The organism is Modicisalibacter xianhensis, from assembly GCF_900113605.1.
Lineage (GTDB): Bacteria > Pseudomonadota > Gammaproteobacteria > Pseudomonadales > Halomonadaceae > Modicisalibacter > Modicisalibacter xianhensis.
Genome location: NZ_FOPY01000008.1, coordinates 159,153 through 173,921, shown reverse-complemented (window position 1 = coordinate 173,921; position 14,769 = coordinate 159,153). Strand labels below are relative to the sequence as shown.

Genomic DNA, 14,769 nt, shown 5'->3' with positions numbered 1-14,769 from the left:
CCGTTCACCTTGTCAGGGTGAACGGCTAGGGGCCAGTTATTCCTGCGTCACGACGACATCACCCAGATACGGGAAATTCATGACGTTGAGCACAGGCTCGATCTGAACTTCATCCTGGGCTGCCCAGGCCAGGTCCTGCCAGTGCAGCGGGACAAAGGCGGCATCATCGTAGAGCGCCTTTTCCACTGACTGAAGCATCTGGCTGCGCTTTTCACGGTCCGTTTCCAGGTTGGCTTCGGCGACGATCTTGTCGATCTCGGGATTGCAGTACATGCCGGCATTGTATTGGCCAGCGCCGGTATCCGGATCGGGGCACTCGGTCAGGTACTGATAGAAGTTGGCCGAATCCTCGGTGTCCGAATGCCAGCCGATCAGCATCAAGTCGGCGGCACGGGCATCGTACTCGGGCCAGTACTGGGCCTTTGGCAATGTCTTGAGGTCAACCTTCACGTTAATGCGCGCCAGCATGGCTGCCACGGCCTGGGCAATCTGGGCATCGTTCACGTAACGGTTGTTGGGCGCCATCATGGAGATGCTGAAGCCATCTTCATAGCCGGCTTCCTTCATCAACTGCTTGGCCTTCTCGAGGTCGTAGCGAGGTTCGAGATTCGGGTTGTGTCCCTGGTAACCTTCCGGTGAAAGTTGGGCGGCCGGCGTGGCGAAGCCTTTCATCAGCCGGTCGGCAATCGCTTCCTGATTGACGGCATAGGCGAAAGCCTGGCGCACCCGTGGATCCTTGAACGCCTCGACGCGGTCCTGGTTCATGTGCAGCAGGATGATGCGTGTGCCGGACATGGTAACCAGCTTGACGTCCTCGTCGGCACGGACGCGCTCGAGGTCGTTAGGGGGCACCGGGGCGATGAAGTCGACGTCGCCTGAAAGCAGGGCGGCAACGCGTGTGGCGTTCTCGCTGATCGGGGTCAACACGATATGGTCGACATTGCCGGGTGAGTTCTCGTCCCAATAATCCTCGAAGCGCTCGAACTCGACCTTCACGCCCTGCTGGCGTTGGGTGACCTTGAAAGGACCGGTGCCGGAGACATTGGTGGAAGCCCAGGAGTTGCCGTTCTTGACGATCTCGCTCTTGTCCTTGCCGGCGCCGGTCGTTCCGGAATAGAACTCGCTATCCATCGGGAAGATGTACGTTGCGAGGTTCAGCAGCAGCGGATAGGGCTTCTTGGTCTTGAACTCGACTGTCTGGTCGTCGACGGCGGTAACGCTGGCCACCGGGTCGAAGATGGCCTTGAAGTCGGGACTGCGCTTGAGGCGCTCCACCGTCCAGACTACGTCCTTGGCGGTGAAGGGGTTGCCGCTGTGAAACGTGACCCCGTCACGCAGTGTCATGCGCATGGTTGTGTCATCGACCTGTTCCCAATCGGTGGCCAGGCGCGGCTCGAATTCGAAGTCCTGGGTCCAGCGCACCAGCGGGTCGAAAGTCAGGTGGGACAGTTGCAGCATGCCGCCTGAGAGCTGTTCGTGAATATCCAGTGATACCGGATCGGCATCGTAGGCGACGCGGAGGGTGACGTCATCGGTCTGGGCAATGGCAGCCAGAGGCAAGCTCAGGGTGGCGCCAACCAAGGAGGCGAGCAGGGTTTTCTTGAACGTCATGTGTTAGCCCGAAGTGATTGTTGGTTTTATGACCCTTAAGGTCCCACTTCACCATAGAGAGTGTCGATACGCGGAACAATCGAAAAACCGAGTGATGTCATTCGTATGGCGTATGAGTAGGCATGACGCTAGAGCAGGAGGGTAGAGCGGAGTGCCCTAACATCAATCGCCCCGGCATAGCCAGGGCGATGAGGAAAGGACGGGGAGAGTGGCTCAATCCTTGGGCGGAACGGGGTCCAGGCGATCGACACGATAAAGCTGGGGTACCTGATCCAAACCCTCGATCGTACATTCGAGATCATTGACACGTCCATCGCTCAACCCGTAGACCCAGCCATGGATAGACACGGGCTGGTCGCGAAGCCAGGCGCGCTGGATGATCTTGGTTTGTGCCAGGGTGGCTACCTGGCTCTTGACGTTGAGCTCGCACATGCGGTCGACCTGATCATCGAGCGGCAGGTCGCCTAATTCCTGGCGATGACGGCTGTAAAGCTCACGGATCGAGTGCAGCCAGTAGTCGACGATACCGCACTCGGTGCCGGTGATCGCGGCACGCACACCCCCACAGCCATAATGCCCGACGATCATGATGTGCTTGACCTTGAGAACGTCGACGGCGAACTGGACCACAGACAGGGCATTCATGTCATTGTGGTGAAGAATGTTGGCCACGTTGCGGTGGACGAACACTTCCCCGGGCGGCAGATCGATTATCTGGTTCGCGGGAACACGGCTATCCGAACAGCCGATCCAGAGATAGTCGGGATTCTGTTGCCGGGACAGGCGGGCAAAGAAATCCGGGTCACGCTGATTGACGGCCTCGGACCAGGCGCGGTTCTGCTCGAGTAGCTTCTCGATGTCATTCACAGGGCAAGCCTCACGATAGAGCATTGTCGTTCATGGACTTTTACCTTTCGGTAAAGCCAGGGTCAACTGCCTGACCCTCCCGAGTCAGCGGTATGACTGGTATCATCGCCGCAACCAAAGACAGGAGAGCAATCTAGTGGCTGAGTACGATTACGATCTTTTCGTCATCGGTGCCGGTTCCGGGGGCGTGCGCGCCGCACGCACTGCGGCGGCTACCGGGGCACGTGTTGCCGTCGCCGAAGACCGTTATCTTGGCGGTACCTGTGTCAATGTCGGCTGTGTCCCGAAGAAACTCTATTCCTATGCGGCTCACTTTCACGAGGCCTTCGAAGACAGCGCCGGCTTTGGCTGGACGCTATCCGAGGCGCCACGTTTTGACTGGGCCACGCTACGCGACAACAAGATCGAGGAAATCAAGCGCCTTAATGGCATTTACGGCCGCTTGCTGGAGAATGCCAACGTCAATTTGATCAATGGCCGTGCACGCATCGTCGACGAACATGCCGTCGAGGTAAACGGCGAAACGATCCGGGCCGAGAAGATCCTGGTTGCCGTGGGCGGCTGGCCCTGGATTCCAGACTTTCCGGGCAATGAATATGCCCTCAACTCCAATCAGGTCTTCGACCTCGAGACGTTTCCGAAGCGCTTCCTGGTGCTGGGCGGTGGCTATATCGCCGTCGAGTTCGCCAGCATCTTCAATGGCCTGGGTAGCGAGTCCCACCTGATCTATCGCGGCGAACTGTTCCTGCGTGGCTTCGATCATGAAGTGCGCGAGTTCACCCGCGACGAAATGGCCAAGAAGGGCGTCAACCTGCACTTCGAGACGACGATCGAGAGCATCGAAAAGGTCGAGGGCGGTCTCAAGGTCATGCTTACCAATGGCGAGACCCTCGAGGTCGATGCCGTTCTCGCCGCAACCGGTCGTCGCCCGCACCTTCAGGGCCTAGGGCTCGACCAGTTCGATATCGCACTCAATCCCAACGGCACGTTGAAGGTCAACGATCGCTACGAAACGTCCGTGCCTTCGATCCTGGCACTGGGTGATGTCACTGGCGGGCCCGAACTGACGCCGGTGGCACTGGCCGAGGCCATGCACATGGTTCAGCAGCACTTCAGTGATGCGCCTGCGTGCCCGCTGAACTACCAGAACATCGCGACGGCAGTTTTCTGTCACCCCAATATTGGCACGGTGGGGTTGAGCGAAGAGGAAGCGCGCGCCCAGTACGAGGCGGTACGTATCTATACTGCCGATTTCCGGCCGATGAAGCATACCCTGTCAGGGAGTGACGAGCGCTGCCTGATGAAGCTGGTCGTCGACGATGCCAGTGATCGGGTATTGGGTGCGCACATGGTGGGCGAAGAGGCCGGCGAAGTGATCCAAGGCATTGCCATTGCCGTTCGCGCCGGGCTGACCAAGGCCGATTTCGATGCCACAGTCGGTATCCACCCCACGGGGGCGGAAGAGTTCGTGACCATGCGTACCCCGAGCCGGACCTGATTCGTCCGCTCCCGGGTTCCCTACGAGGCCGCCGAAAGGCGGCCTCGTCGTTTGTGCGGCGAAATATGAGATGTGGCCTAAACTGATACTTGGGGAAACCTGACTAACATAACGGTTACTTATAATGATGTGGCTCAACAATAACCTGGCTTTTGATTTATGCCTAAGTGCCTGTTATAGTTGATCGCAAATTCGCAACAGCGAACGGTAACCATGAACACAACGACCCAAGCCTTCACTCCCTCGGCCGATCTGGCTAAGCCTAGTGTCGCAGATGCCGTAGTGGGGCATGCTCATACACCATTGTTCATCCGCAAACCGACGACGGATGATGGGTGGGGCATATTTGAGCTGGTCAAATCCTGTCCTCCGCTCGACGTCAATTCCGCCTACGCTTATTTACTGCTGGCGACCCAGTTCCGTGACAGTTGTGCCGTGGCCACCAACGAAGAAGGCGAGATCGTTGGTTTCGTGTCGGGCTATCCCAAGCGCAATGCACCGGACACTTACTTCCTGTGGCAGGTAGCCGTTGGCGAGAAAGCCCGCGGCACCGGTTTGGCGCGCCGCCTCGTCGAAGCCGTGATGCGGCGTCCGGAAATGGCCAACGTTCGCCACCTCGAAACTACCATTACGCCCGATAACCAGGCGTCATGGGGACTCTTCAAGCGGCTTGCCGACCGTTGGCAAGCTCCTCTCAACAGCCGGGAATATTTCTCTACCGACCAACTCGGTGGCGAACACGATCCCGAAAACCTGGTGCGTATCGGTCCCTTCGACCCCGCGCGTATCTGACAAGGTTCGCGTGGCGTAACGTTCGTTTCAGGTTCGTCTCTTCTATTTATTGATTACCGACCAGGAGGTCGTTGCATGTTGACCCAGATTCTTGAACGTATGGAATCGGAAGTCCGTACTTATTCACGGTCATTTCCCGTTGTCTTCACTGAAGCCAAGGGTGCACGCCTGCACACCGAGGATGGCAAGGAATACATCGATTTCCTCGCCGGCGCCGGTACGCTGAATTACGGTCACAATAACCCTGTCATCAAGCAGGCATTACTGGATTACATTGCCTCGGATGGTATCGTCCATGGTCTGGACATGTGGACCAAGGCCAAGCGCGACTATCTGGAGACACTTGAAGAGGTCATCCTCAAGCCGCGTGGCCTGGACTATAAGGTGCACCTGACCGGCCCGACGGGCACTAACGCCGTAGAAGCGGCGATTCGCCTGGCACGCGTCGTGACGGGCCGCCACAACGTCGTCTCGTTCACCAACGGTTTCCATGGCGTCACCATGGGGGCGCTGGCGGTAACGGGTAATAGCAAGTTCCGCGAGGCGACCGGCGGTATCCCGCTACAGGGTGCCAATTTCATGCCTTATGACGGCTACCTGGGCGAGAATATCGACACTCTCGATTATTTCGAGAAGCTGCTCAACGACAAGTCCGGCGGCATGGATCGTCCGGCAGCGGTCATCATCGAGACCGTGCAGGGTGAGGGCGGCATCAATGTTGCCGGCATCGAGTGGCTCCAGCGCCTGGACAAGATCTGCAAGGATAACGATATCCTGTTGATCGTCGATGATATCCAGGCCGGCTGTGGTCGCACCGGCAAGTTCTTCAGCTTCGAACACGCTGATATCAAGCCTGACATCGTGACCAACTCCAAGTCACTTTCCGGCTTTGGCCTGCCTTTTGCCCACGTGATGATGCGACCCGAACTCGACAAGTGGAAACCGGGCCAGTACAACGGCACGTTCCGAGGCTTCAACCTGGCATTGACCACGGCCGCCACAGCATTGCGTGAATATTGGACCAACGACACGCTGGAGCGTGACGTGCAGCGCAAGGGGCGTATCGTCGCCGACCGTTTCCAGAAGATCGCTGCCTTGCTGAGCGAAAAGGGCCATCCTGCCAGTGAGCGTGGCCGGGGGCTGATGCGCGGCCTGGATGTCGGTTCGGGTGATATCGCCGACAAGATTACTTCCAAGGCATTCAAGAATGGCCTCATCGTGGAAACCTGCGGCCATGACGATCATGTGATCAAATGCCTGTGCCCGCTGACGATCAGCGATGAAGACCTGATCGAAGGGTTGGATATCCTCGAGGCCAGTGCCAAGGATGCCATGAGCTGAACATCAGCTACGCTTAAGTAGACAAGCCGGTCCACGAGGGGCCGGCTATTTGGTGCAGACACGTGTCACGCTAGTCAAGGAAATCAACATGATCGTTCGTAATCTCGAGGAAGCACGCAAGACAGATCGCATGGTCACGGCGACCAAGGGCACCTGGGATAGCACACGCCTGTTGCTGGCCGACGATGGCGGCGGTTACTCCTTCCACATCACGCGTATCTTCGAAGGTACCGAGACGCATATCCACTACAAGCATCACTTCGAGTCGGTGTACTGCATCGAGGGCGAGGGTGAGGTCGAGACACTGGCCGATGGCAAGATCTGGCCAATCAAGCCGGGCGATATCTATATTCTCGACCAGCACGACGAGCATTTGCTCCGTGCCTCCAAGACCATGGTACTTGCCTGTGTCTTCACTCCGGCCTTGACGGGCAAGGAAGACCATCGTCCGGATGGGTCCTACGCGCCGGCCGAGTGATAGCGAGCCAGACGCCCGTTTCATAGCTACATTATCGTGCTTGCACCCGTCGGTAATTCTGGCGGGTGTTTTCGTCGGTGCTGTGGGCATTGACCAGTACGTTGTCGGGGCGCAGGCACTGATGCAGCAGCATTCGCTATAGAGTAACGGGCCTTGAGCACGTACGAGTGGTCGATGCACGTGTAATCCATTTCTTGAGCCAGAAACCGTTCCCGCTAGTCCCGATCTGCATTAATGCATGCTGAAATCATCTGGGTTCCAGGCCCACTGTGATGCCTTATCCATGGCTTCGCATAATATATATTATGTTAAATGAAGTCCATGTTTCGCTTTGTTGTGTCCGGCTCTGGTCATTCGCGAGCGTTACCCGCATCATAAGCAGCTTATCTAATCTTCTCCCCAGGATTTTCTTCCGTCGGGACCATAACGAACACTCTGCTGGGGTCTTCAGGCATGAAAATTGTTGTCCGCTTGATCGTGATACTGATCCTGCTAGCTCTGGTGCTGGGCGGCATCTTTGGCTGGAAATACCTCAAGATGCAGGAAATGGCGGCGCAACAGTCACAGCCGCAGCCCCCTGTGCCGGTCGAGACGGTGCAACTCACGACGGACAGCTGGCGGGCTGAGCTGAAATCGGTTGGCTCAATGCGTGCCATCAACGGCGTGGCGGTTTCCAACGAAGTGGCCGGTGTCGTCAGCGAGATCGACTTCGAATCCGGTCAGCGTGTCAGCAAGGGGGACATTCTCGTCAGGCTTGACGATAGCGTCGATCAGGCCGCGCTCGCGGCTCTCGAGGCACAAGCCAGGCTGACCAACGAGACGTTCCGTCGCTACTCGGATCTGTTGCCGCGCAACGCCATTTCCCAATCCCAGTATGACGAGGCCCGTGCCAACTACCAGGCAGCACGCGCCGATGTCGCTCAGCAGCGTGCCCAGCTCGACAAGAAAACGATTCGTGCTCCGTTCGATGGTGTCGTTGGGCTGCGGCAGGTCGATTTCGGGGAATATATCGCCGTCGGGACACCTATCGTCGACCTCAATATGCTCGATCCAATCTACGTCGATTACAGCGTTCCCGAGAAGCAGCTAGGCAGCGTCCAGGCGGGCCGCAACGTCGAAGTCCGGGTTGCCGCGTTTCCTGAGGAAGTGTTTGCCGGCGAGATCGAGGCCGTTGCACCGGCCGTCGACGAGAGCAGTCGAACGCTGGATGTCCGGGCCAAGTTGGTCAATCCTGACCAGAAACTGCGCCCCGGCATGTTTGCCGACGTCCGCACGCTGGCGTCCGAGGCTGAGCGCGTGCTTACCCTGCCCCGCACTGCCCTGGCCTTCAACACGTATGGCGATTATGTGTTTCTGGTCACCCCGAATGATCAGGATCAGCTGACTGCCAAGCGAACCCAGGTGACGACCGGCCGGACTCGCGGCGATCAGGTCGAAATCGTCGAGGGGTTGCAGGCTGGCGATCGTGTCGTGGCCGTTGGTCAGTTGCGCCTGCGCGACGGCCAGCCGGTGTCACTTGCGAACGGTGATGGCGAGACGACCAGTGACGATTCTCAAGAGCGGGCTGACGATGACAGCGCGACGACTCCTGGCGAGGAGGCAGCAGGCTGATGAAATTCACCGATATTTTCGTGCGCCGCCCGGTACTGGCGACGGTCGTCAGCCTATTGATTTTGCTCATGGGCCTGCGCTCGGCCATGGATATGGAGATCCGCCAGTATCCTCAGCTCGAAAGTACCGTCATTACCGTAAGCACTGCCTACCCCGGGGCCAGCTCGGAGCTGGTCCAAGGGTTTGTCACGACTCCGCTGCAGCAGGCGATTGCCGAGGCCAACGGCATCGATTTCATTACTTCGGAAAGCATTCAGGGCTCGTCGACCATCGAAGTCCACATGGAGCTCAACTACGATGCCAATGCTGCGCTCGCCGAAATCCAGGCCAAGGTGGCGAGCCAGCGTAGCGTGCTGCCCGAAGCCGCAGAAAGCCCTGTGATCGAGTCGAGTACTGGCGATTCGACCGCCTTGATGTATCTGGCCTTCTATTCCGAGCAGATGCCGGTCCCCCAGATCACCGATTACCTGACACGTGTCGTCCAGCCCAAGCTGCAGGCCCTGCCGGGGGTGGCCAAGGCGCGTATCTATGGCCAGAGTTTCGCCATGCGGGTCTGGCTAGACCCTCAGCGCATGGCAGCACTCAACGTCACGCCGCAGGACGTCGTCGCTGTCCTGCAGAACAACAATTACCAGGCCGGTGTCGGCAAGACGCGTAGTGAATACGTGGCCATCAACCTGACCACCAATACCGACGTCAGCGATCCCGAGCAGTTCGCCGACATGGTGGTCCGTAATGACGATGGCAACTTGGTTCGGCTGCGTGACATCGCCCGAACCGACCTGGGCGCGGAAAGCTACGACAGCACTGCCTGGTACAAGGGTACCCCGGCCAGCTTCATGGCGATCGAGCAGGCTCCCGGGGCCAATCCCCTGGACGTGGCTCGCGCCGTGCGTGAGACATTGCCGGAAATCCGCAACCAGTTGCCGGCCGGCCTGAACGTCGTCTTGCCTTACGATGCCTCCGAATTCATCGAGGATTCCATCAACGAGGTCATTAAGACGCTGCTCGAAGCCCTGATCATCGTGCTGGTCGTCATCTTCCTGACCCTTGGGTCGTTTCGCGCTGCCCTGGTGCCGGCCGTTGCCGTGCCGCTGTCACTGATCGGCGGTGCCTTCGTCATGCTCATGCTGGGGTTCTCGCTGAACCTGTTGACGCTCTTGTCCATGGTGCTCGCCATCGGTCTTGTGGTCGACGATGCCATCATCATTGTCGAAAACGTTCACCGGCACATCGAGGAAGGCGAAAGCCGCTTCGAGGCAGCGCTCAACGGTGCCCGTGAGATGGCAACGCCAATCATCGCCATGACCACGACGCTGGTCGCCGTCTATGCGCCGATTGGCTTCATGGGTGGCCTGGTCGGCTCCTTGTTCACCGAATTCGCCTTTACCCTGGCCGGGGCCGTGGTCGTGTCGGGCATCATTGCCCTGACACTCTCGCCCATGCTGTCGGGCAAGGTGTTGAAACCCCATGGCAATGCTTCACGCTTCGAGCGCCTGGTGGAGAACAGCTTCAACCGTCTTGCCAATGGCTACCGCTCGGCCCTGTCGGGTGTCGTGCAGACGGTCTCCGTACCGGTGGTGTTTGCGGTTGTCGTGCTGGCGTCGATCTACTTCATGTTCGTGACCAGCCAGAACGAACTGGCGCCGACGGAAGACCAAGGCATCATCTTCTTCCAGGGCACGGCTCCGCAGACCGCCACGCTCGATTATCTCAAGCGCTACTCCAACGCTATCCAGAGTAATGTCGAGCAGGTCGAAGGCTACAATGAGACCTTCATGATCTTGGGCGGCATGAGCGCCGATACCGTATTCGGTGGGTTCAAGATGCTGCCCTGGAGCGAGCGGGACATTTCCCAGATGACCGTCCTGCCCAATGTACAGGCAGCGCTTTCCCAGGTGACGGGGCTGCAGACCGCCGCCTTCCCGCGCCCTTCCCTGCCCGGTTCCAGTGGCGGCCTGCCCGTCCAGTTCGTGTTGACCACCGGCAACAGTTTCGAGGAACTGAATGCCGCTGCAGACGAATTGTTAGGCAAGGCCATGGCCAGTGGCAACTTCGCGTTTCTGCGCAAGTCCATCGACCTGGATCGGCCAGTCACCGACATTCGAGTCGATCGTGATCGCGTCGCCGATCTGGGGTTGACCATGGCCGATGTGGGTCAGGCGCTGTCGACCATGCTCGGTGAAGGCTTCGTCAACCGCTTCAGCATGGATGGGCGCAGTTACAAGGTGATACCTCAGGTCGACCAGCAGTACCGCCTCGATGCCTCGATGATCGACAACTATTACATCGAGGCCGATTCCGGCGAACAGGTACCACTAAGCAGCCTGGTCAGCTTCGAGCGCAGCGTCGAGCCTTCCAAGCGGACCCAGTTCCAGCAGCTCAATGCACTGATTCTCGAAGGGGTGCCGCGCCCGGGGGTGGCGCTCGGCGATGCACTTACCTGGCTCAACCAGGCGGCTGCCGACACCCTGCCGGCCAGCTACTCCGTCGACTACCAGGGATCGTCCCGTCAGCTCATGGAGCAAGGCAGTGCCTTGGTACTGACATTCTTCCTGTCGCTGATCGTCATCTATCTGGTATTGGCTGCCCAGTTCGAAAGCTGGCGCGACCCAATCATCATCCTGGTATCGGTGCCCATGTCGGTAGCGGGGGCCATGGTGTTCATCACGCTTGGCATCTCTACGGTGAACATCTATACCCAGGTCGGGTTGATCACCCTGATCGGTGTGGTTGCCAAGAACGGTATCCTGATCGTCGAGTTTGCCAACCTGCTGCAGCACGATCGTGGCCTCAACAAGCGCGATGCCGTGATCGAGGCGGCCGCTATCCGCCTGCGTCCGATCATCATGACCTCGGTGGCGCTGATCGTGGCCATGGTCCCGCTGCTGTTTGCCACTGGTGCAGGGGCAGTCAGCCGCTTTGATATCGGGCTGACGATCGCCGCCGGCCTGGGTATCGGCACGCTGCTGACCTTGTTCGTCCTGCCCGCGTTCTACATCCTGCTGGCGCGCGATCACAATGCCGTCCGGGATGCCGCTGCGGTGAACTCTTCCGCCTGATCCTGTCTAAGTGCGGGCGCGATTCGTCGCGTCCGCATGGACCGTGCACTACCGATTCCTTTACTATCGCGCTGTTGTGGGACCTATGGCTGTTACAAAGGATTAATGATCATGCCGATTCGACGCGAGCTGCTGGCTGCCTCTGCCGGTCTGTTGCTCTTGGGTGGCTGTGCCCTACAGCCTCAATCCGACGAAAAAGACCGGCTGGATCATTTACTGACCAGAGCAAGTTTCGATGATCGAATCGGAGACCTCGAATCGACCTTGGCCAACGCTTGCCAGGTCCAGGAGGCCAGCCGGCAGGGACAGCAGGATCGGCTCGAGCGGGTCGGTGCCGATGTCCGTGAGATTGGCAGTCTGGTCAGGGCGTTGCGTGCCGATGTCGAGACGCTCCAAAGCGATTCCAACGTCGTGATGCCTGAATGCCCCAGCAGCGATATCGATGCTCTGGAGAACAAGACGTTGCTGGGGCGAACCGAGTGGGTCGGGTTTCCCAATATCGGTACCTACCTCAAGGCACGCATCGACTCCGGCGCCAACACGGCATCCCTGTCGGCCCGCGAGATTACCGAGTTCGAACGTGAAGGCGAAGACTGGGTGCGCTTCAAGCTGGCACTCGATGAAGATGCCGTGGCTATCGATGGCGCACGCGACAAGTGGGTTGAAGCCGAGGTCGTGCGGCGCGTCCGAATCATCCAGGCCTCCGGTGAGGAGAGCCGGCCGGTCATCAGCTTGCTGATGGAACTGGGACCGATCAAGCAGAACGTCGAATTCACGCTCAATGACCGTACCCACCTGGATTATCCCGTCCTTCTCGGTCGGCGATTCATGATGGATATCGCACTGATCGACGTGGCCCAGTCCTATCTCCACGAGCGTCCGGAATATCCCGGGGGTGAGCCCGCCGAGATGGCGGCCGAGGATGAAGCTGGCGACCGTATCGACGACGACGAAGACGAGTAAGGACCTTTCGATTCATGTCACGTATCCCCTTCTACCTGCTGGTCGGCGTTCTGATGCTGACCGGTATCGTCATGACCGTATATCGCCACGTCGAGTTCGACGTGCCCTGGACACCGGGTGAGCAGCGCGAAGTCTGGGAAGTCGAAGCGCAGGTGAATTTCTTTGCCAATGGCGAGCCGGTCAAGGTCAACCTGGCCCTTCCCTCGCATCAGGAGAATTTTCGTGTTCTGACCGAAAATACCGCCTCTTCCGGTTATGGCTTGTCCTTCCTGGATGATGACAGCGGTCGACGAGCACAGTGGGCCATTCGCGAAGCGACCGGAAACCAGCAGCTCTACTATTCCGTACAGTTGCTGGTTGCTCCCGATGCCGAATCACCGACCGTCCAGCCGCCCTCCATACCGCAGGACATCACTTGGGAACGCCCTTTCGACACTGCCGCCGAGGGCCTCATCGGCCGGGCGCATCAGCAGTCGGCGGACGCTTTCACCTTCGCCCGTGAGCTGATCCAGGATCTCAGTGGTGATCGCCAGGATGAAAATGCTCGCCTGCTGTTGAATCGCTTCGACCGCTCTTCCCTGCTCGTGCGCCTGCTCAATCAGGCCGGTATCGCCGCGCGTGAGGTCGATGGGCTGATGCTCGAGGACGGTCGCCGCCGCCAGGCATTGTCTTCCTGGCTACAGGTCTTCGACGACGAAGGCGACTGGGTAATCCTTAATCCGGCCACCGGCGAGCAGGGTCGGCCCGATAACCTGTTGCTGTGGGAGGCCAGCGGACAGCCCGTGCTCGAGGTTCAGGGCGGCACCAACTCGCGGGTCAGCTTCTCGATGCTCAAGCACAATGAGCCGGCGGCCGTGGCCGTGCGCAATCAGTTGATGAACAATACGCTGCTCAACTTCTCGATCCACAGCCTGCCTCTCGAAGAGCAGTCCCTGTTCAAGACCATCTTGCTGATTCCCATCGGCGCCCTGGTCGTCGTGCTGCTGCGTGTGCTGGTCGGGATCAAGACATCAGGCACGTTCATGCCAGTCTTGATCGCCCTGGCCTTCATTCAGACCTCGCTGTTTACCGGTCTGGTCGGATTCCTGCTGGTGGTCGCGGTTGGCCTGGTGATACGCAGCTACCTGTCGCACCTCAATCTGCTGCTGGTGGCGCGCGTGTCGGCAGTGATAATCACGGTTATCGCGATCATTTCGCTGTTTTCCGTCGTGGCTTATCGGATGGGCCTCAATGCCGGCCTGACCATTACCTTCTTCCCGATGATCATTCTCAGCTGGACCATTGAGCGCATGTCGATCCTGTGGGAAGAGGAAGGTCCCAAGGAAGTGCTGATCCAGGGCGGCGGCAGCCTGTTGACGGCGGTCCTGGCCTATCTGGCGATGAACAACCCCTGGATACGCCATGTCACGTTCAACTTCCTGGGCATTCAGTTGATCCTGATGGCCTTCATCCTGCTGCTGGGCAACTACACGGGCTATCGTCTGCTCGAGTTGCGTCGTTTCAAGCCGATTACGGAGGATTGAGATCATGTGGGCCAGTCCCGGTCGACTCAAAGCCAAGGGCATTATCGGCATGAACCGGCGGAACATCCGCTACATCAGCCGCTACAACAGTCGTCACCTGTTTCCGCTGGTCGATGACAAGCTGAAAACCAAGCTGTTGGCCAAGCGCTTCGGCATCACGACGCCGGACCTTATCGGCACCGTGACGACCCAGTTCGACGTCAAGCATATAGCGGACATGGTTACTGGCCATGGCGGGTTCGCCATCAAGCCGGCCAAGGGCAGTGGCGGCAAGGGCATTCTGGTCATCGAGCACCAGGATGCCGAGGGGTACGTCAAGCCCAGCGGCCACCGGCTGCAGCGTGAGGACCTTGAGCGTCACGTATCGAATATCCTGTCGGGGCTTTATTCGCTGGGCGGGGCCACGGATATCGCTCTGGTGGAGACATTGATTTCCTTTGACGAATTCCTTGCCGAGTATACCTATGAAGGCGTGCCGGATATTCGGGTCATCGTGTTCAAGGGATACCCGGTAATGGCCATGATGCGCCTGTCCACAGCCGCCTCGGATGGCAAGGCCAACCTCCATCAGGGAGCGGTTGGCGTGGGGCTCGACATCGCTACCGGTACGGCGTTGCGTGGGGTTCAGTTCGACCGACCGCGCATGGATCATCCGGACACCGGGCACGAGCTTGCCAGTCTGCGTATCCCAGACTGGGAAGTGCTGCTCAAGTTGGCTGCCAGTTGCTACGAAATGACCGGACTGGGCTATCTGGGCACTGACATGGTGCTTGACCGGAACCATGGACCCATGCTGCTGGAGTTGAATGCGCGACCGGGGCTGGCGATCCAGATGACCAACGGCGAAGGGCTTCGGCCACGCCTCGACCTCATCGAGAAACAGCCCGATGGCGCCAATGTGGAGGCGCGTGTTGCATTCGCCAGGCATCATTTCGCCCGGCGCGGCGAGCTGCAGGCGGTGTCCTAGGTCCTGCCTCGAAGTGCCTTCCTGGCCGTCAGGCGGCTAGGCGCGTAAAATGCCCT

The 14,769-nt window shown here is 59.0% G+C and carries 11 protein-coding genes; 9 read left to right on the top strand and 2 right to left on the bottom strand.

All coding sequences use genetic code 11. From position 1 onward, the window contains the following. Window positions 1-36: 36 nt before the first annotated feature. Together BM194_RS11520 and can are read right to left on the bottom strand one after the other, a co-directional pair. Entirely contained in the window at window positions 37-1,611 is a 1,575-nt protein-coding gene (locus BM194_RS11520) for an ABC transporter substrate-binding protein (protein WP_092846869.1), read from the bottom strand. Between the two features lie 213 nt (window positions 1,612-1,824). Then, window positions 1,825-2,478 carry a carbonate dehydratase gene (gene can / locus BM194_RS11515; RefSeq protein ID WP_092847020.1) on the bottom strand — a complete coding sequence of 218 codons (654 nt, stop codon included), beginning with the start codon at window positions 2,476-2,478 and terminating at the stop codon, window positions 1,825-1,827. 136 nt (window positions 2,479-2,614) lie between these two features. Between can and gorA the strand changes: the two genes are divergently transcribed. The 9 genes from gorA (at window position 2,615) to BM194_RS11470 (ending at window position 14,713) form a co-directional block, all read left to right on the top strand. Further along, the gene (gorA, locus tag BM194_RS11510) at window positions 2,615-3,976 is read left to right on the top strand and encodes a glutathione-disulfide reductase (RefSeq protein ID WP_092846867.1); all 1,362 of its coding nucleotides are present in this window, start codon (window positions 2,615-2,617) and stop codon (window positions 3,974-3,976) included. Window positions 3,977-4,189: 213 nt separating this feature from the next. Further along, window positions 4,190-4,768, top strand: coding sequence for a diaminobutyrate acetyltransferase (gene ectA, locus BM194_RS11505; protein ID WP_092846865.1), 579 nt, complete (start codon window positions 4,190-4,192; stop codon window positions 4,766-4,768). A gap of 75 nt (window positions 4,769-4,843) precedes the next feature. Then, the gene (ectB, locus tag BM194_RS11500) at window positions 4,844-6,109 is read left to right on the top strand and encodes a diaminobutyrate--2-oxoglutarate transaminase (protein WP_092846863.1); all 1,266 of its coding nucleotides are present in this window, start codon (window positions 4,844-4,846) and stop codon (window positions 6,107-6,109) included. Between the two features lie 88 nt (window positions 6,110-6,197). Continuing rightward, window positions 6,198-6,587, top strand: coding sequence for an ectoine synthase (locus BM194_RS11495; RefSeq protein ID WP_092846861.1), 390 nt, complete (start codon window positions 6,198-6,200; stop codon window positions 6,585-6,587). A gap of 453 nt (window positions 6,588-7,040) precedes the next feature. Further along, window positions 7,041-8,198 carry an efflux RND transporter periplasmic adaptor subunit gene (locus BM194_RS11490; RefSeq protein ID WP_092846859.1) on the top strand — a complete coding sequence of 386 codons (1,158 nt, stop codon included), beginning with the start codon at window positions 7,041-7,043 and terminating at the stop codon, window positions 8,196-8,198. Then, window positions 8,198-11,260, top strand: a complete 3,063-nt coding sequence (locus BM194_RS11485) for an efflux RND transporter permease subunit (protein WP_092846857.1) — start codon at window positions 8,198-8,200, stop codon at window positions 11,258-11,260. The genes BM194_RS11490 and BM194_RS11485 overlap by 1 nt, the downstream gene beginning before the upstream one ends. Before the next feature lie 105 nt (window positions 11,261-11,365). Further along, entirely contained in the window at window positions 11,366-12,223 is an 858-nt protein-coding gene (locus BM194_RS11480) for an ATP-dependent zinc protease family protein (protein WP_092846855.1), read from the top strand. A 14-nt stretch (window positions 12,224-12,237) separates the two neighbouring features. Further along, the gene (locus BM194_RS11475) at window positions 12,238-13,746 is read left to right on the top strand and encodes an inactive transglutaminase family protein (protein ID WP_092846853.1); all 1,509 of its coding nucleotides are present in this window, start codon (window positions 12,238-12,240) and stop codon (window positions 13,744-13,746) included. 4 nt (window positions 13,747-13,750) lie between these two features. Further along, on the top strand, window positions 13,751-14,713 hold the full coding sequence (locus BM194_RS11470) for an alpha-L-glutamate ligase-like protein (RefSeq protein ID WP_092846851.1): 963 nt from the start codon (window positions 13,751-13,753) through the stop codon (window positions 14,711-14,713). Window positions 14,714-14,769: the final 56 nt, after the last annotated feature.

Excerpts from the sequence above, each read along its gene's own strand:
- BM194_RS11475 (WP_092846853.1), top strand. The coding sequence starts at position 12,238 with ATGTCACGTATCCCCTTCTACCTGCTGGTCGGCGTTCTGATGCTGACC.
- BM194_RS11520 (WP_092846869.1), bottom strand. The coding sequence starts at position 1,611 with ATGACGTTCAAGAAAACCCTGCTCGCCTCCTTGGTTGGCGCCACCCTG.
- BM194_RS11485 (WP_092846857.1), top strand. The coding sequence starts at position 8,198 with ATGAAATTCACCGATATTTTCGTGCGCCGCCCGGTACTGGCGACGGTC.
- BM194_RS11480 (WP_092846855.1), top strand. The coding sequence starts at position 11,366 with ATGATCATGCCGATTCGACGCGAGCTGCTGGCTGCCTCTGCCGGTCTG.
- BM194_RS11490 (WP_092846859.1), top strand. The coding sequence starts at position 7,041 with ATGAAAATTGTTGTCCGCTTGATCGTGATACTGATCCTGCTAGCTCTG.
- BM194_RS11470 (WP_092846851.1), top strand. The coding sequence starts at position 13,751 with ATGTGGGCCAGTCCCGGTCGACTCAAAGCCAAGGGCATTATCGGCATG.
- BM194_RS11495 (WP_092846861.1), top strand. The coding sequence starts at position 6,198 with ATGATCGTTCGTAATCTCGAGGAAGCACGCAAGACAGATCGCATGGTC.
- ectB (WP_092846863.1), top strand. The coding sequence starts at position 4,844 with ATGTTGACCCAGATTCTTGAACGTATGGAATCGGAAGTCCGTACTTAT.
- ectA (WP_092846865.1), top strand. The coding sequence starts at position 4,190 with ATGAACACAACGACCCAAGCCTTCACTCCCTCGGCCGATCTGGCTAAG.